Source organism: Neobacillus vireti, assembly GCF_036962345.1.
In the GTDB taxonomy this organism is placed as follows: Bacteria; Bacillota; Bacilli; order Bacillales; family Cytobacillaceae; genus Neobacillus; species Neobacillus vireti_A.
The window spans coordinates 86766-103617 of record NZ_JBALNB010000003.1 but is presented as its reverse complement, the minus strand read 5'-3'; the positions used below and the strand labels follow the sequence as shown (position 1 = coordinate 103617).

The following is a 16852-nucleotide window of genomic DNA, read 5'->3' as shown; positions in this document are numbered from 1 at the left end:
TTTTTTTCTTAAAGCAATATTGATCTATTCTTCTCTAAAAAGGTAAGATCATTTCAATCATCGTTCCCTTTTCATCACTCCAAAAATGAACCGTTCCTTTATGATTTTCAATGATTTGTTTAGAAATCATAATGCCTAAACCAGTCCCGCCTTGTTTAGTTGTAATGAATGGCTGACCGATTCGTTTTAATATATGTTGAGGAATTCCGATTCCTGTATCTTTTATAAGGATTCTAGCTTTATCCTCACTAAACTTTTTTATTTCAATGATAATGTTTCCGCCATTCGGCATTGCTTCAATGGCATTTTTCAAAAAATTAATGAAAACTTGCTTTAATTGGTTCTTATCACACCTAATGGTCAAATCCCCATTTTCATATACAATGTCTATTTGAACATTATTTAAAATCGCCTGGGTATCAATTAAGGTTTTTACATTATTGATTAATGCATTCATATTTTCACTTTCAAACTTCGCATCCAGTGGTTTGGCCAGAACCAATAATTCACTTAGAATAAGTTCGATCCTGTCCATCTCGGATTTTATAATATCGAAGTACAAGTTGTTAGTAGATTGTGCCTCCATAAGCTGGAGAAATCCTTTTATAGCAGTCAATGGGTTGCGAACCTCGTGTGCGATTCCAGCTGCAAGCTGTCCTGCAATATTCAGCTTCTCTGAGTTGATCATAAGTTCTTCTGTCATTCTTCTTTCCGTAATATCACGAAAGACTGTTACCACTTCTAATAGATTTTGCGTATCACTATCAATGATTGGCTTACATACTGATTCCATCCAGATGAAATCGCCATTCTTCTTACAGAACCGATATGAGCCTCTTGTGTTCTCATAATTGGTTAACAGCTTTTCTCTTTCCAAAGAAGCTCTTTCCAAATCATCCTTATAAAAAAGTATTGATAAATGTTTTCCTATTAGTTCTTCTGGTTTGTACCCAAGTACATACTCACAAGACGGGGAGACATAAATTATTTTTCCTAAACGGTTGGTGTTTAAAATAATGTCTACAACATTTTCTGTTAGGACTCGATAAAATTCCTCTATTTTTCTTATTTCAACTTTTTTGCGTTTATAATGAGTAATATCTTTCGCTACGACATAAACTCCTACAATTGCATCTTCTACAATAATGGGAACAATGATGAAGTTTGTATCAATTATATTCCCCGCTTTGGTTGATATTTTGCAATCGAAAGTTTGAATTTGACCTAAGACAGCCCTGTGAAAGTAATTAAATACCTTGTCCAAACTTCCGATATCAACGAGAAATTGAATTTTCTTTGTCATTAATTCTTCTTCTGCGAATTGTGTTAATTTCTCAAATCGTGAATTGACAAAAACAAATTGACCATGAAAATCCAGAACAAAAATGGCATCTGGATAATTGGTCAAAAATTTCCACCTTTTCTCAATACCTTCATTTAAAAGTTTTTTTAGTAAAAGTTTTCTCTCGTTCTTAATTTCTTCAACAGGACTGTTCATCTATCTTTATCAGTTCCTTTCCGCCGTTGAACATTAAAAAAATACCAGGAGAGTATCCCTGTATCAACTTCCGTTCAGTTCATATATTAAGTTAATTTTAAATGTAATTGTCAAAACTTTCAATATTTTTGATGTGTTTACCATTGACAAATTAATTACCCATCCTTACTGATATAATGTATAGGAGTTTATTATCCATTTACAGGAGGAATTATATTGCTTGAACGACTATTAATTTCTGGCTACAAGTCACATGAGTTAGGAATTTATAAGGACAATCATCAAAACGTAAATTACATAAAAAAGGCTATAGAAAAAGAACTAATTACACTTTTGGATGCTGGATTAAACTGGGCCATTGTAAGTGGACAATCGGGGGTGGAACTGTGGTCCGCAGAAGTGGTCTTATCTCTAAAAAGAAAATATCCCCACCTTAAATTGGCTGTTATTACTCCATTTCTAGGACAAGAAGAGAATTGGAATTCTGAGAGACAGGAGTTATATCAAAAGATTATTTATCAAGCAGACTTTACCACAGCAATTTCAAAGCAGCCTTATCAAGGGCCATGGCAATTTGTCCAAAAAAATAAATTTTTAATAAAAAATTCAGACGGATTATTAATCTTGTTTGACAGTGATAACGAAAACGGGTCACCAAAGTATCTATTACGAGAGGCAGAAAAATTTGCTCAAACAACCAATTACAAAATAATAACCATTACACCATATGATCTTCAAATGGTCGTTGAAGAAGAAGAAGAATTAAAGCGGTCAGATTTTTATTAAAATCATAATTACGTTTGTATTTTATTCTAAAGAGAAAAGAAAAATTGACAAAACCACATATATTTGAGTAAATAATAGGTAATGATTGGCGAATACTGAGGTGAAATTGAATGTTAAGCGATAAGGTGAAATTAACAGCTAAGGATATATTAGAGAAAGAATTCAAGACCGGCGTCCGAGGCTATAAACAAGAAGATGTAGATAAGTATTTGGACTTAATTATTAAGGATTATGAAACGTTCCATCAAGAAATTGAAGAGTTGCAGCAGGAAAATCTTCGCTTACGTAAGCAATTGGAAGAAACATCTAGAAGACAGCCGGTTACACAGCCGGCAGGCACTACAAACTTTGATATCTTGAAGCGTTTATCAAATCTTGAAAAGCATGTTTTCGGAAACAAGCTATATAACGATTGACAGATTGTACCTATGCTTCCAAATTAATACCATTGATTAATAAGGATTAAATGCATATAATAAAAAAGTACTCATTAATTACGTTCGGGTAATCGCTGCAAGGAGCATTTGCTTCCTTGTAGAGGAAAGTCCATGCTCGCACGAGCTGAGATGCTCGTAGTGTTCGTGCCTAGTGAATTCATAAGCTAGGGCAGCCTGAGGGCTGACGGCCGGGAAAATACCTAAGTCCTTTTAGGATATGGTATGAATACCTATAAAAGTGCCACAGTGACGGAGCCTTTTCAGAAATGAAAAGGGTGGAACGAGGTAAACCCCACGAGCGAGAAACCCAAATAATGGTAGGGGCACTTTCTCTGAGGAATTCAACGAGGAGAAGGACAGATTCATTACGAATCTGTAGATAGATGATTACCACCTAGGTACGAGACGTCTAACGTCGTTTGCAGTACCATGGTACAGAACATGGCTTACAGAACGTTATTAATGTAAATAAAATCAATGGTATCGACTCTCCCATGAGGAGAGTCTTTTTACTTTTTTGAGAATATCGTTCTTGCATGGGCTTACCGATATTGGTCTATAATGGTATGATAGGCAAGCATACATAATAAGGTAAAAAGTTAAGGGTGGACGAAATGGGAAAATATCAATTAATTGCAACTGCTGCAATGGGTTTGGAAGCTATTGTAGCAAAAGAAGTACGGGCGCTCGGTTATGAGTGTGAAGTAGAAAACGGTAAGGTCATTTATACAGGTGATGAAAATGCGATTGCCCGCAGTAATCTGTGGCTTCGAACAGCAGATAGAGTGAAAATTAAGGTCGGTGAATTCAAAGCCTATACTTTTGATGAATTATTTGAAAAGACAAAAGCTTTACCTTGGGAAAAGTATCTACCGGAGGATGCTGAATTTCCCGTTACGGGGAAATCGGTAAAATCCAAACTTTTCAGTGTTTCAGATTGCCAAGCGATTGTGAAGAAAGCTGTTGTTGATCGGATGAAAAGCCATTATAAGAGAAATTCTTGGTTTGAGGAGTCCGGTGCCTATTTTCGAATTGAAGTTGCATTGTTAAAAGACGTTGCAACCATCACGATTGATACGAGTGGTCAAGGTCTTCATAAACGAGGATATCGGGTTGATCAAGGGGAGGCTCCATTAAAGGAAACTCTTGCGGCAGCATTGGTTTCACTGACCAATTGGAAGCCTGACAAACCGTTTATTGATCCATTCTGTGGTTCTGGTACTATTCCCATAGAAGCTGCTATGATCGGTCAAAATATTGCACCAGGCTTTAACCGAGAATTCGTCTCAGAGTCTTGGAATTGGATTCCTGAAACGGTCTGGGATCAAGCAAGAACAGAAGCAGAGGATTTAGCAAAGTATGATCAGCAACTCGATATTACAGGGACAGATATTGATCACCGAATGGTTAAGATCGCACAGGAAAACTCTTTTGAAGCAGGTCTTGGAGACCTCATTCAATATAAGCAAATGCAAGTGAGAGATATCACCACGAATAAGGAATATGGCGTCATTGTCGGAAATCCTCCCTATGGAGAGCGGCTCGGTGAGAAAAAAGCAGTTGAGCAAATGTACAGTGAAATGGGAAAGGCTTTTAGTAAGCTGGATACCTGGTCAATTTATATAATGACGTCAAATGAACAGTTCGAGCAATTTTATGGCAAACCAGCTACAAAAAAGCGGAAGTTGTTTAATGGTTTTATTCGTACAGATCTTTATCAATATTGGGGGAAAAGACCTCCCCGTACAATTGAATAATAATTAAAATTAAATTTGGAGCCTATCAAATAGGGCTCCATTTCATTCGTTTCTAGGAGGGGCTATATGCAAGACCGCATTCCATTTGTTGTTTCTAAAACTGAATCTTTTTATGACAAGCTGAGTGAGTGGATTGGTGACTTATTTTATGACACTTTGCCCGAAGCAGGGTTTGAATTACGTGATGAACAAATCTTTATGGCCTTCCAGCTGGAAAAGGCCTTTAAAGAAAAAAAAGTCATGTTTGCTGAAGCAGGGGTTGGAACTGGAAAAACAATTGTTTACTTGCTTTACGCGATTATGTATGCCAGATATACAAATCGGCCGGCTATAATTGCTTGTGCAGATGAGACATTAATTGAACAGCTCGTTAAAAAAGAAGGCGATATTGCCAAGCTTGAGAAAATACTAGGGCTCAATATCGATGTTCGATTGGCAAAATCAAGAGATCAATATCTCTGTTTGAAAAAGCTTGATTATGTGAGGCATGAAGACTTTAATGATGATATTGTCAGAATTTATGAGGAATTACCAGATTTTGTACATAGTGATGGTTCTATGCAAAAGTTTGAACGATATGGAGATCGCAGGGATTATCCTTCGTTGTCTGATGATACTTGGGGAAAAATCAACTGGGATATGGTTCAGGACTGTTTCTCTTGTGAAAAAAGACACCGTTGCGGACTCACATTAAATCGTGATTACTACCGACATGCAAAAGACTTAATCATTTGCTCCCATGATTTTTATATGGAACATATCTGGACAAAAGAGTCACGGAAACGTGAAGGGCAGCTTCCGTTACTGCCTGAGCATTCTTCAGTTGTTTTCGATGAAGGACACTTACTTGAATATGCAGCACAGAAAGCGTTAAGCTATCGTTTTACCGATTCCACCCTTGAAACGCTTTTGACAAGATTAATGGAAAATGAAGTACGTGAAAAAACGTTATATACCATTGAAGAAGCCCTTTTGGAAAATGATAAGTTCTTTAGTGCGATTTCACAGCATGCGGTACCATCAGAAGGGTCAGAAAAACAAATGATTACCATGAGCCCTGTTCTCATAGAGTATGGTAAAAAGCTGCTAAATAGGCTGCAAGCAATAGAGGAAGAGCTTGTCTTTGAAAGTGAATTGTACGTTATTAATGATTACGATTTAAAAATTGTTGAAGAATATTTAGAGCAAATCACTTACTCGTTATCACTTTTCTTGAAAGAAATGAACGGAATTACTTGGTTTGAAGAAAAGGGCTATGAACGGACACTTGTCATTATGCCGAAAATGGTGGAAGAAGTAATGAGAGATGAAGTATTCTCTCAGAAAAAACCATTTATTTTCTCTTCTGCAACCTTATCAAATGACAAGAAGTTTGATTATATTGCCAATAGCTTGGGGATTAAAGAGTATTTATCCTTTTCTGTTAATTCACCATTTGATTATCAGGAAAAAATGGAAGTCTTTCTGCCAAAATTTAATATGAGCACAGTGGAGGAGAAACTTGACTATGTTGTCAGCAAGATTGTCCAATCAGAGGGTCGGGCACTGATTCTCCTAAATAATCAAAATGAACTAAAGAGTCTTAAAGTAAGGCTTTCAGGAAAGGTTCCCTATCCAGTTTATTTCGAAGGAGACGAAGAAATTAGTACGCTTGTTTCCAAGTTTCAAAATGACGAGCATGCGATTCTATGTACGATTCATCTTTGGGAAGGTTTAGATATCCCAGGAAGATCGTTAGAAAATGTAATGATTTTTTCGCTGCCATTTCCACCAAATGATCCGGTGTTCACAGCAAAGAGAAATGGGGTTACGAACGCATTTGAAGAGGTAGACTTACCTTATATGCTCCTTCGACTAAGACAGGGGATAGGTCGATTGATTCGAAGTGAACAAGATAAAGGTACGGTTCATATCATGTTAAATGAGGACATCAATCCATCGCTGTTGCAGAAAATTAAGGCTGTGCTTCCTACAGAGGCAGTCGAAGTATAGAAGAAAAAGTCAGCCAGAGCGGCTGACCTTTTTCTTTATCTTCCTAATAATCGAAGACCATCAGCTGTCATCTTCTCAGGTGACCATGCTGGTTCCCAAACAAGATTAACTTCTACGTTTTTTGTTTCTTCAATTCCTTCAATACTATAACGTACACCTCTTGTGATACTGTCATGAAGAGGGCAGCCAGGGGTTGTTAACGTCATCGTAACAGCAACATCATTCTCATCCGTTACATCAACATTATAAATCAATCCTAAGTCTACAACATTTATATTCAATTCAGGATCATATACAGTTTTTAACGCATCGATTACTTTATCTCTTAAATTCATCCTAAACACCTCATTATTTTTTTAATACTTTTAGAATACTAATAGCAATTGCGATAAATACAATGGATAGTACAAATTGTCCGCTATTAAAAAGTAGAATGGTTTCTAAGATGATTGATAGAAACACAGCGATTACAGCTATTACAAATGTAGAAAATAAGGGAACAACAATTTTTTCGTTCATCATGTCTTTTAAGGATGGAACTGATTTCTTTCCAATTTCCTTACTATACTTATATGTCCACCAAAGGAATGGAACAATTTTATATAAATAACCCATAATACTAAGGACAATCCACAGCAATAAATATAAGTAAACGAACGGACCCAATAGGACTGAATTTTCTTTACTCCATAATGAGATAAAAGCTGCAAGGTGGATAATATTTCCTAACCCAATTGCCACTAAGGCAAATGTAAACGAATTATCGAGCTTTTTCTTTAACCTCTTTTTAATAATGATAGAGATATGCCAGCTGAAAACTGAAAACCCCGCAAGCAATAAGAAAAATCCTGCTTTTAATAGAAATGGACTCCCATTAAAGAATGATAGTAATGTAATGACAAGACCGGAAACATAAAGTCCATATACATAACGTGCATGTACCATTGGAAACCCGTGTGATAATGAAAACATCGGTACCATTTTATAAGAAAACCCAAAAATTAATAGTGTAAACCAGCCGGTTACCCCCATTAGAAGATGGCTCTTAAAGATAGCTTGGTAGTATTCTGCTGCAAAGCCTGTTTGAAGAGAATAAATTAAGGTAATTCCCAAGAATATTGTTAAGAATAAGCAAATAAGTGCACTGCCAACAAAGGCTGTAAGGATATTTGGTTTTGCTTGTGTTCTTAATGTCATTAACATTTGAAATAAAAACATTAAGATTCCCAGCAGCATTAAAATGCCTGGCAGGAGTGCGTTCTGCGGCGAAACATATAGCAACCATGAGAATGATCCAATTCCTATAGCAGTCACAAAAAACTGAATAAAGCCAAATTTTTCATTCCATATCTTTGTTAAGAATGCTACAGGAACAAGCTGATACATTGCACCCATCGCTGCCATTAGTGCCCAGCCTAAGACAAGCATGTGGGCTGCTGACCAAATCGCGGGTATCCGGAAACTGCCATTCACAAGCATTTGGCCATTTACCAACACAAGAAACTGTGATATCACGAGCGCAAATAAACTAAAAATAATAAATGAAAAAGGAAGCTTTATGTTTGTTTCACTTCCCGTAGTCTGTGGAACCATATTTGTACACCTTCTTATCGGAAGATTTCAATTTTAAAACTTCCGTCGTTTTGTGGTTCTGTTCGCTGCTTAAACCCGAGTTCTTCTAGCTGTTCATACAAAAACATCGGTCTGCGGTCATTGATGATTGTTAAGACTTCACCTTCACCAAGGTTTTCTAAAGCTGCAAGAGTCCTCATCATTGGCTGTGGTGGTTCTAAACCTCGATTATCTAATATCATTCTAATCACCCTTCATTATTCTGATTTCTCATTCTTTGTAAAGGTAACTTTCCAGTGCTTAGCTTCAATTTCCTTTGCTTCATGGCTAAAACCTTTTGCTTTCAATACCGCAAACAATGGAACAGGCTTGAAAGGAGCGTGGAGGATAAAAATATCATTATTCTTTACTTCCTTTATGGCCTCCATAATTTTTTGGAAAGGTTCAATCTTATTTTTTAAATCTTCTCTAACATCAAGCTCAATAATTTTTTGTTGCATTTCAAACATCTCCTTTTTTAATAAAATAATTCTTGCTTAAGACCCTCGCGGTCGATTAAATAAAAACCATCTTCACGTTGATGAACATAGTCTTTCTTTTTTAAAAGGTTGATGGTTCTGCTGACTGTTTCTCTTGAGGTTCCAATCATATTGGCCAATTCGCGGTTCGTAAATTGTGTCGTTAGCTGAAACCGGCTGCCTGCTTGTTCACCATTTGATTGGCAAAGTCTGATAAGTAGTAATACAATTTGTTCAAACGTATTATGAAGGACCTGAGCCTCCAATCTTCCTTGGAGGTCAACAATCTTTTCACCTAACACTTTGAAAAGCTTTATACAGAGCTCTGGAAAAGCAATAAGCGTTTCTTCAAATTTATCAATCGGTATAACAATAAGATTTGCCTCTTCTAAGACCTCTGCATGTGCTGGAAAGTTTCCATCCCGGAAAAAGCCGGCATGTGGAAACATCTCTCCCGGTTCTAGCACGGAAACAATTTGTTCCTTCCCCGAAAAATCAGTTTTATAGATTTTAATTTTTCCAGAATGGATAAAAAATACCCTGTCAAGTGGATCATCCTGCATAAAAACATACATCTTCTGCTTGTAGAAACGTGTCAATGCGATTTTTATAAAAGGTTCCAGTTCCACATCGGATAGTTCTTTGAATAGAGGAACATCTGATAATCGCTTTTTTATGTCCTCTTGTTTCATTAACATCACCTTCATATTAGTAATTCTTGATACCATTTTATCAATGATTGGCTGAAATGAATGTGACCTCCATCATAGATGTGAAAATTATTCTCAATGAAAAAATCAAGTAAAAAAAATCCGCAAGAGCTAACTTTGCGGATTTTCCTCTTCACTCGATTCATAGCAATCAAAGCAATATAACTTTCGCTCATCAGATTGGACTCCGTTTAGGAAGCCGTCTAAGCAAAATATCTCTTTAGAGCAAGTCGAGCATATACCTACTAATTCTTTCATCGTAGTTTCTCCTTCCAGATATACATATAAGCAAAATCATCCCAAAGGTGTGATGATAAGCACTAAAGCATTACTATCAAATTTTTATAATGAAAAAGAAGTTAAACAAATAAAAGGAGTGAAAGCATTGCAAACTTATGCAAAGATTATTCACGTACCAGATTTCCCGCCGCGAGAAAAACACCCAACCATTTTCAATGGTTTTGATGAGCTAAAACCAGGTGAATTTATGCAAATTGTAAACGACCATGACCCTAGACCACTTCAATATCAGTTTATGATGGAAAGACCTGAACAATTTACATGGGAATATGAAGAGCAGGGCCCAGAAGTTTGGAAAGTTACAATCGGTAAAAAGTAAAATGCTAGTTTAATTTGAGAAACAGTCTAAACCTCTCTATAATATTTTTTAATTTTGTTATTCCGAAACATCCTCTTTCCCTATAAATACTTTACAACTGAATTTAGTTTCTGTTGTTTTTTTTATCCATTAATTCTCAGAAAAATGTGATAAAATGGGATGGTTAGGAAAAAGGAGGATTTATTATGAGCCTTACACCAGAGCAAATAGAAAAGAAGTTTTTAGAATACGTAAAAAAAATGAGTGCCTATAATGAGGCATTAGGACTAATCTTTTGGGACCTGAGGACAGGTGCGCCAAAGCAAGGGATAGATCAACGGTCAGAAGTAATTGGTGTTCTCTCATCTGAGGTCTTTAAAATGTCAACATCTGAAGAAATGGCAGCATACATAGCAATTTTATATAAGAACAATCTACCTGAAACTACTAGGAAAATTCTAGAGGAATGCAAAAAAGAATACGAACGAAACAAAAAGATTCCAGCAGAGGAATATAAAGAATATGTTATACTCCAATCAAAAGCTGAAACAGTTTGGGAAGAGGCAAAAGATAAGTCTGATTTTGAAATGTTTAAACCTTACTTAGAAAAGCTGGTCGAAACGACAAACAGATTCGTAGATTATTGGGGATATGAAGGAAATCGATATGATGTTTTGTTGGACCTATATGAGCCAGGAATTACCGTGGAAGTTCTTGACAACGTATTTGGGGATTTAAGGGATAAAATCGTCCCACTAGTGAAACAAATCGCAGAATCGCCGAATAAGCCGAAAACAGAATTTTTATTTGAAACATTTAAGAAGGAAAAACAACGCGCATTTAGTTTGGATATTCTTGAAAAAATGGGCTACAATTTCAATGCCGGCCGACTGGACGAGACGGTGCACCCCTTTGCGTCAGGTCTAAATCCAGGGGATGTCCGGGTTACCACAAATTACGATGAACAGGATTTTCGTACAGCCGTTTTCGGTACCATCCATGAAGGCGGGCATGCCTTGTATGAACAAAATATTTCAAAAGAGTTAATTGGAACGCCATTGTGTACGGGAACTTCAATGGGCATCCATGAATCACAATCGCTATTCTATGAAAATATGGTAGGACGCAGTTTTTCTTTTTGGAAGAACAATTATGAGCTTTTAAAGAAATATTCAACCGGTCAGTTTGATCAAGTTGCAATTGAGGATTTTTACAGAGCCATTAATGAATCGAAACCTTCACTTATTCGAATCGAGGCAGATGAATTAACGTATCCACTTCATATTATTATACGTTATGAAATTGAGAAAGGGTTATTTAATGGGGAGATAAAGGTTAAGGATCTCCCAGAAGTTTGGAATAAATTATATCAAGAGTACTTAGGCATCACACCGAAAAATGACGCCAGTGGCGTTCTTCAGGATGTTCACTGGGCGGGAGGAAGCTTTGGGTATTTTCCATCCTATGCATTAGGATACATGTATGCGGCACAGTTTAAGAAGAAAATGCTCGAAGACCTGCCAAACTTTGACCAACTGTTAGAGGAAGGGAATCTGCTGCCTATTAAAGAATGGCTAACCAAAAACGTTCATCAATATGGTAAGCTTAAAAAACCGCTTGAAATTCTAAAAGATATAACAGGGGAAGGCTTAAATGCCCAGTATTTAGTTGATTATTTGTATGATAAGTATGGAAAGGTATATCAATTAAAATAACAATAATGAAAAGAGGGTGTCCAAAAGTTAGACTTTTGGGACACCCTCTTCTTTATAATTTACCAAGAACTCCAAGTCTTAAAACCTTCTGATCCCGGAGGTGCATTTTGAATAATATCAATAAACGGTATTGTGTAAGCGAACAAGATAAGTGCAGCTGTAATTCCAAGCCACAGCTTCCAGTTTTCAAAAATCATTGGTGCTTTTTCCTCCAAATTCTCTGCTTCGCCAACAGGGAATTCCTCGTCTCCCTTTGGTGCAAAGAAAGCAAGATTAACAAAAATGATAATCATTAGTATGATTCCAAGGAATAGAATGGATCCGCCAACCGCTTGCGCGATTTGGTATGGAATCCATTCCATAGCCTGAGCTGAGTCGCCATAAGTAGAGAAGGCAGAACGTCTAGGACCACCTAGTAAACCTTGGAAGTGCATGGCACCTGACATAAAGACCATACCGATAAACCAAACCCAGCCTTGAATAATTCCTAACTTGTTCATTGCTTTCGTTAATTTACGTCCAGTTAAGTGTGGGACAAGCCAAAAAGTAATTCCAAAGAATGTCAACACAACAGAAGTTGCAGCAGTTAAATGGAAGTGACCTGTTACCCAAATCGTGTTATGAACAACTTGGTTCATTTGGTTGGAGGCGTTGATGATACCGCCTGCACCGGCAGGGATAAAGCTGGCCATCCCAATGAATGGAACTGTAAAACGAGCGTCATTCCATGGAAGAACCTTGAACCAGCCAAACAGTCCAGTAGCCCCTTTAGAGCGTCCATATCTCTCAAACGTTGCAAATAAAGAAAATGCCGTCATCAGCGATGGAATGATAACCATAAACGTTAAAACGACCTGTAAAAACTTCCATGCTGGATCAATTCCGGGCTCTGTCAATTGATGGTGGAAACCAACTGGAATTGAGAATAGTAAAAACAGAATAAAGGATAGACGTGCTAATGAATCTGAGAAAATTTTACCGCCAATAATTTTTGGTATGATTGCATACCAGCACATATAAGCGGGAAGAAGCCAGAAATAAACGAGCGGGTGTCCGAAATACCAAAACAATGTACGGCTGACAAGGACATCAACTGTATCTACCAAGCCAAGTGACCATGGAAGTAACTGGAATAATACGGTTGCAGCTACTCCCAATGTTGCTACAATCCACATGACTGTATTTATGATGGCCATAAAGCTTAACAATGGACTAGGTTTACCCGGATTATTTTTACGCCATCTGGCATAAGTCATAATCTGGGCAGCACCATCAAGCCAGCTTCCGATTACTACGAATGTCATACCTAAGTAAAAGATCCAGTGAGCCTTCAGTGGTGCGTAGAATGTATAAAGAACAGATGCTTCTTTAAGTAAAACCATGGTTGCAGCCATGATGGTGCCGATGGTCATCACCCAAAAGCCAATCCAGCCAATTCTTCTTGCAGCTGGTGAATGGGTTCCTGCAGTTCGGCTGACAGCTGCATATTGGAATCCCATGATGAAGAATGTTGTTAATACTAGCCCCATCAAAACACCATGCACAGTTAAAACTTGATAATAATCAATACCCCATGGAAGCTCGAATTTACCTGAACGGACGAGGGTCTGTAACAGACCCATTAGACCGCCTAAAGCAAGAGCAATAAAGGCAACATAAAAGTGTGCCATCGCAAGCTTTCCATCACGTGGATCAACTTTTAATTTTGTTGTTTGGCTAGTCATTTTATTTAACCACCTTTATCTTAGAACTCATTAAGTGGTGACCGGTACCACAGTACTCGTTACATACCACTAAGTATTCGCCTTCTTTATCGAACGTTGTAACAATTTCGTTCACATATCCTGGCTCAAGCATCATATTGATATTGGTTCCTGCTACTTGAAAGCCGTGAATAACGTCCTTTGTGGTGGCAATAACTTTTACCTTCGCTCCCAGCGGTACTTCTACTTCTCCAGGATTATAGAAGAATGCAGAAGCAACATACACTAATTCATAATCCCATTCTTTTCCTTCTACTTTGTTTAATCCAGGTTTGTCAAACGGAGCCTCTGTATCTACCTTTTTTGGATCAATGGTTGTTAAACAACTAGGCGGCTTGTTACCCAAGTAAAAAGCGCTTACCCCTACAACGGATAAAAAAACAATAAGTGCGCCAACACCGAAGATCAACCAAATTTTTTCAAACTTATGCATATGCATGGTTTTTTCCCCTTTCTCTCTTTAAGGCTCTTTTCTTAAACACTGTTTCTTTTTGGAACAATTGTACTAAGTTATCTTGGGATAATAGAAAATTGCATAAATTTAATTAGAAAAGAGCCTGCAAACTAACTCTAAAGCGCAAAATAACTATTTCCACGTTAAAATTGGCTTTAGGATTTTAACAACAACTTTACGAAAACAGTTATTATTAAAAACGGTCTAAAAATAAGAAATAGACACTTATCCATGTGACAACTATAAAGATCCCCAAAAGAAAAACGGATGCTAAAGTCCCTTTAAGAGAAGAGCTGTCTTCAATTTCTGTTTTTTTGTTTGTTTTAAGTTCCGCTTTCGCCATCCCACAAGACTCCCTTCAGAAAATTAAAATTAAATAATAAGTTCTCTTTCATAATACAAAACAATTGTGAAGAAAAAATAACAAAATCGACAGTTCACAAAAAGTTCATTCCTTATATATCCACTATGTTAATGTTATAAAATTGATATATCAGTGATATATATCACAATAGTAGCAGGGTAGTTGTGGATAAATTGTGAACTGTCACTTAGTGCCTGTGATATAAGTAATTGATTATGACTTATTTGATGAAAAAGCTTGTTTTTTTAGCTGTTGTCACAATTATGAAAATTTTAAATAGAATAAAAGAAGCATATGAGTTTTCCGAGAAGCGAGCGTGTTATTGATGGAAAAATATTATTGTGAACCATGCCGTCTCCTGTATGACAAAATACAAGATTGTAAAATCTGTGGGGTCTTGGCAGATAAAAAGATTAAGATTGAGGTTCAAACACAATCAGAAAAAAAATAAACGATTGTGTTGACGATGGTTGAGATGATGTCGAATTTTTTGTAATTGGAAAAGTTTTCGTAATGAATACATCCACTATCCGGGTTATAATCAAAGAGCACAACAACAACAACCTTCAAAACGTTTGCTTCCCTCTCGCAGGGAAGCTTTTTTTTATACATAAATCTCCTTTATTTGGTAAAAATACCAATACATACATTAAAGGAGTTAGAACGGATGCCCTCGATTCTTTCAATTGCAGAAGCAGTTCCCCCTTATGAAATTAAACAAGAGCAAGCGATGGACTTTGCCAGAGAGCTTTTTACTGAGAGGTTCAAGGATATCGAAAGATTGCTTAAAGCCTTTCAAAATGGACAAATCGAAAAAAGGCATATGGCAAAAAATATCGATTGGTATAAAGAAGAACAATCATTAGCAGAGAAAAACAATGCTTATATTGAATCAGCTGTCACTCTCGGTAAGCAAGCCATTGTTAACTGTCTAAAAAATGAGACATTTTTGTCTAGAGAAATAGATTGTCAAGAAATAGACGCCATCATCTATGTCTCAACAACGGGTATGGCAACTCCAAGTATTGAAGCTAGAATCATGAATCTATTGCCATTTCGATCACATACAAAAAGAATACCAATATGGGGTCTTGGTTGTGCGGGAGGTGCTGCTGGCTTATCCAGGGCATTTGAATATTGTAAGGCATACCCTGAAGCGAAGGTATTAGTGCTCTCTGTAGAACTTTGCAGCTTGACTTTTCAACGGAATGATTTCTCAAAGAGCAACTTAATTGGGACGTCTCTATTTGCAGATGGAGCCTCCTGTGCATTAGTTTGTGGAGACGAAGTAAATCTTCGTTACTTAAGTGAGAAAAAGACTGTACCCGAAATAATAAATACTCAATCTACCTTAATGCCCGATTCATTAGATGTTATGGGATGGGATATTCGCAATCAAGGACTGTTTGTTGTATTTTCAAGGGATATCCCAAGTATTATCGAAGAGTGGTTAAAACCTAATGTAAGTCATTTCTTAACAGAAAATGGGCTGGAGCTAGAGGATATTGAACATTTTATTGCTCATCCTGGCGGAAAAAAAGTCATAGATGCCTATATAAAATCCTTGGGAATTCCTGCGTCCATGACAGACATATCACTTGATGTATTAAGGAATTATGGGAATATGTCTTCGGCAACGATTTTATATGTTCTTAAACGATTTATGGAAAACGGTGGTGAAAAGAATTCATATGGACTCTGTACCGCTCTTGGACCTGGATTTAGTTCCGAATTGCTATTACTGAAATGGGGGTAACAGATGATTCTTTTTATTATTTTTGTTTCAGTGTTAATTATTCAGCGTTTACTTGAGTTAGTGATTGCTCGAAGAAATGAAAAGTGGATGAAAGAGCAAGGAGCCATCGAATATGGAAGGGGTCATTATCCTTTTATCGTGCTGATGCATGTATTGTTTTTTCTAGTTTTATTTTTCGAGACTTTTACCTTTTCACGTGAAATATCACCTATCTGGCCTTTGTTTGCGCCTGTGTTTGTTGTTGCTCAACTGATTAGAATCTGGGCCATTTCTTCTCTCGGTCGTTTCTGGAATACAAAAATCATTGTCTTGCCGAACTTGGAGGTCGTTAGAAAAGGACCTTATCGTTTTATCAAACATCCCAACTATTTAGTCGTGACGATTGAACTTTTGGTGGTTCCATTACTGTTTGGCGCATACATAACAGCGGGTCTGTTTACGCTATTAAATGTATTGATGTTGTCAATCCGCATACCTGCAGAGGAAAAAGCACTGCAGGAGCTAACAGAATATGGCGGCAGCTTTGAAAAATGTAATCGATTTCTGCCGAAATTGTTAAATAAATATGACAATTAACTTTTTGTATTGAAAATGATTATCACCTGTGATATCCTATTTTTAAAGGTAATGAAAATCATTCTCATTCAATTTGAGCGGATAGGAAGGTGTATCTTATGGCTTTTGCATTAGTAGGTGGAACGGTAATTATATACGCATTTGTCATGAAACACGTCTTAAAAAATGTAACGCATTAATAGGATGTTTTTTTGAAGCCAAGGCGAGTGCCTTGGCTTTTTTTGTGCCTTTGGGGGCTGGAGTGACTGAATAGAATTCAGAGAGAGCATTTAGGTAAATGCAGGAGGGTTGGAGTGACCGAGCAGCAATCAGAAAAAGCATGTGGGTAAATCCAGAGGAGCTGGAGTGACCGAAGA

General features: G+C 36.9%; 19 protein-coding genes and 1 other RNA gene. 9 read left to right on the top strand and 11 right to left on the bottom strand.

The annotated features are described in order from the left end of the window. Positions 1-34: 34 nt before the first annotated feature. Positions 35-1408: a PAS domain S-box protein gene (locus V7108_RS01970; RefSeq protein ID WP_335567248.1), complete on the bottom strand. Its 1374-nt coding sequence runs from the start codon at positions 1406-1408 to the stop codon at positions 35-37. Between the two features lie 306 nt (positions 1409-1714). On the opposite strand from V7108_RS01970, the gene V7108_RS01965 reads away from it, so the two are divergent. The 5 genes from V7108_RS01965 to V7108_RS01945 all read left to right on the top strand — a co-directional run bounded on the left by V7108_RS01965 (position 1715) and on the right by V7108_RS01945 (position 6470). After that, positions 1715-2284 carry a DUF1273 domain-containing protein gene (locus V7108_RS01965; protein ID WP_335516945.1) on the top strand — a complete coding sequence of 190 codons (570 nt, stop codon included), beginning with the start codon at positions 1715-1717 and terminating at the stop codon, positions 2282-2284. Positions 2285-2394: 110 nt separating this feature from the next. Continuing rightward, complete coding sequence (gene gpsB, locus V7108_RS01960; RefSeq protein ID WP_335516947.1) at positions 2395-2700, top strand: cell division regulator GpsB; 306 nt, start codon at positions 2395-2397, stop codon at positions 2698-2700. An 80-nt stretch (positions 2701-2780) separates the two neighbouring features. Next, an RNA gene (gene rnpB / locus V7108_RS01955) (RNase P RNA component class B) lies at positions 2781-3175 on the top strand. A gap of 160 nt (positions 3176-3335) precedes the next feature. After that, positions 3336-4478, top strand: a complete 1143-nt coding sequence (locus tag V7108_RS01950; RefSeq protein ID WP_335516951.1) for a THUMP domain-containing class I SAM-dependent RNA methyltransferase — start codon at positions 3336-3338, stop codon at positions 4476-4478. Positions 4479-4544: 66 nt separating this feature from the next. Further along, positions 4545-6470, top strand: coding sequence for an ATP-dependent DNA helicase (locus tag V7108_RS01945; protein ID WP_335567247.1), 1926 nt, complete (start codon positions 4545-4547; stop codon positions 6468-6470). 35 nt (positions 6471-6505) lie between these two features. Here V7108_RS01945 and V7108_RS01940 read toward each other — a convergent pair whose 3' ends face one another. The 6 genes from V7108_RS01940 to V7108_RS01915 all read right to left on the bottom strand — a co-directional run bounded on the left by V7108_RS01940 (position 6506) and on the right by V7108_RS01915 (position 9528). Then, positions 6506-6805 carry a metal-sulfur cluster assembly factor gene (locus V7108_RS01940; RefSeq protein ID WP_335516957.1) on the bottom strand — a complete coding sequence of 100 codons (300 nt, stop codon included), beginning with the start codon at positions 6803-6805 and terminating at the stop codon, positions 6506-6508. Between the two features lie 13 nt (positions 6806-6818). Continuing rightward, positions 6819-8063, bottom strand: a complete 1245-nt coding sequence (locus tag V7108_RS01935; RefSeq protein WP_335510207.1) for a hypothetical protein — start codon at positions 8061-8063, stop codon at positions 6819-6821. 14 nt (positions 8064-8077) lie between these two features. Next, a complete protein-coding gene (locus V7108_RS01930; protein ID WP_335510204.1) occupies positions 8078-8284 on the bottom strand; it encodes a DUF2249 domain-containing protein in 207 nt (68 codons plus the stop codon). 15 nt (positions 8285-8299) lie between these two features. Then, positions 8300-8542 (bottom strand): DUF2249 domain-containing protein, encoded by a 243-nt coding sequence (locus V7108_RS01925; RefSeq protein WP_335510202.1) that lies wholly within the window; start codon positions 8540-8542, stop codon positions 8300-8302. Positions 8543-8559: 17 nt separating this feature from the next. Further along, positions 8560-9252, bottom strand: a complete 693-nt coding sequence (locus tag V7108_RS01920; protein WP_335510200.1) for a Crp/Fnr family transcriptional regulator — start codon at positions 9250-9252, stop codon at positions 8560-8562. A gap of 129 nt (positions 9253-9381) precedes the next feature. Beyond that, positions 9382-9528, bottom strand: coding sequence for a hypothetical protein (locus V7108_RS01915; protein WP_335510198.1), 147 nt, complete (start codon positions 9526-9528; stop codon positions 9382-9384). A gap of 127 nt (positions 9529-9655) precedes the next feature. Between V7108_RS01915 and V7108_RS01910 the strand changes: the two genes are divergently transcribed. Then, complete coding sequence (locus V7108_RS01910; protein ID WP_335510196.1) at positions 9656-9889, top strand: DUF2249 domain-containing protein; 234 nt, start codon at positions 9656-9658, stop codon at positions 9887-9889. A gap of 185 nt (positions 9890-10074) precedes the next feature. After that, positions 10075-11583 (top strand): carboxypeptidase M32, encoded by a 1509-nt coding sequence (locus V7108_RS01905; RefSeq protein ID WP_335567246.1) that lies wholly within the window; start codon positions 10075-10077, stop codon positions 11581-11583. Positions 11584-11642: 59 nt separating this feature from the next. On the opposite strand, the gene V7108_RS01900 is transcribed toward V7108_RS01905, so the two are convergent. The 3 genes from V7108_RS01900 to V7108_RS01890 form a co-directional block, all read right to left on the bottom strand. Then, complete coding sequence (locus V7108_RS01900; protein ID WP_335510192.1) at positions 11643-13307, bottom strand: b(o/a)3-type cytochrome-c oxidase subunit 1; 1665 nt, start codon at positions 13305-13307, stop codon at positions 11643-11645. A 1-nt stretch (position 13308) separates the two neighbouring features. Then, positions 13309-13785, bottom strand: a complete 477-nt coding sequence (locus tag V7108_RS01895) for a cytochrome c oxidase subunit II (RefSeq protein WP_335510190.1) — start codon at positions 13783-13785, stop codon at positions 13309-13311. A 208-nt stretch (positions 13786-13993) separates the two neighbouring features. After that, complete coding sequence (locus V7108_RS01890) at positions 13994-14143, bottom strand: cytochrome c oxidase subunit 2A (RefSeq protein WP_335567245.1); 150 nt, start codon at positions 14141-14143, stop codon at positions 13994-13996. A gap of 688 nt (positions 14144-14831) precedes the next feature. Here V7108_RS01890 and V7108_RS01885 point away from each other — a divergent pair. Next, on the top strand, positions 14832-15920 hold the full coding sequence (locus V7108_RS01885; protein ID WP_335567244.1) for a type III polyketide synthase: 1089 nt from the start codon (positions 14832-14834) through the stop codon (positions 15918-15920). A 3-nt stretch (positions 15921-15923) separates the two neighbouring features. Beyond that, positions 15924-16496 carry an isoprenylcysteine carboxyl methyltransferase family protein gene (locus V7108_RS01880; protein WP_335567243.1) on the top strand — a complete coding sequence of 191 codons (573 nt, stop codon included), beginning with the start codon at positions 15924-15926 and terminating at the stop codon, positions 16494-16496. Positions 16497-16640: 144 nt separating this feature from the next. Here the strand turns inward: V7108_RS01880 and V7108_RS01875 are convergent. Continuing rightward, on the bottom strand, positions 16641-16852 hold a 212-nt coding region (locus tag V7108_RS01875), incomplete at its 5' end, for a hypothetical protein (RefSeq protein ID WP_335567242.1).

Excerpts from the sequence above, each read along its gene's own strand:
- V7108_RS01920 (WP_335510200.1), bottom strand. The coding sequence starts at position 9,252 with ATGAAACAAGAGGACATAAAAAAGCGATTATCAGATGTTCCTCTATTC.
- V7108_RS01940 (WP_335516957.1), bottom strand. The coding sequence starts at position 6,805 with ATGAATTTAAGAGATAAAGTAATCGATGCGTTAAAAACTGTATATGAT.
- V7108_RS01885 (WP_335567244.1), top strand. The coding sequence starts at position 14,832 with ATGCCCTCGATTCTTTCAATTGCAGAAGCAGTTCCCCCTTATGAAATT.
- V7108_RS01895 (WP_335510190.1), bottom strand. The coding sequence starts at position 13,785 with ATGCATATGCATAAGTTTGAAAAAATTTGGTTGATCTTCGGTGTTGGC.
- V7108_RS01905 (WP_335567246.1), top strand. The coding sequence starts at position 10,075 with ATGAGCCTTACACCAGAGCAAATAGAAAAGAAGTTTTTAGAATACGTA.
- V7108_RS01915 (WP_335510198.1), bottom strand. The coding sequence starts at position 9,528 with ATGAAAGAATTAGTAGGTATATGCTCGACTTGCTCTAAAGAGATATTT.
- V7108_RS01880 (WP_335567243.1), top strand. The coding sequence starts at position 15,924 with ATGATTCTTTTTATTATTTTTGTTTCAGTGTTAATTATTCAGCGTTTA.
- V7108_RS01930 (WP_335510204.1), bottom strand. The coding sequence starts at position 8,284 with ATGATATTAGATAATCGAGGTTTAGAACCACCACAGCCAATGATGAGG.
- V7108_RS01925 (WP_335510202.1), bottom strand. The coding sequence starts at position 8,542 with ATGCAACAAAAAATTATTGAGCTTGATGTTAGAGAAGATTTAAAAAAT.
- V7108_RS01935 (WP_335510207.1), bottom strand. The coding sequence starts at position 8,063 with ATGGTTCCACAGACTACGGGAAGTGAAACAAACATAAAGCTTCCTTTT.
- gpsB (WP_335516947.1), top strand. The coding sequence starts at position 2,395 with ATGTTAAGCGATAAGGTGAAATTAACAGCTAAGGATATATTAGAGAAA.
- V7108_RS01945 (WP_335567247.1), top strand. The coding sequence starts at position 4,545 with ATGCAAGACCGCATTCCATTTGTTGTTTCTAAAACTGAATCTTTTTAT.
- V7108_RS01890 (WP_335567245.1), bottom strand. The coding sequence starts at position 14,143 with ATGGCGAAAGCGGAACTTAAAACAAACAAAAAAACAGAAATTGAAGAC.
- V7108_RS01950 (WP_335516951.1), top strand. The coding sequence starts at position 3,336 with ATGGGAAAATATCAATTAATTGCAACTGCTGCAATGGGTTTGGAAGCT.
- V7108_RS01900 (WP_335510192.1), bottom strand. The coding sequence starts at position 13,307 with ATGACTAGCCAAACAACAAAATTAAAAGTTGATCCACGTGATGGAAAG.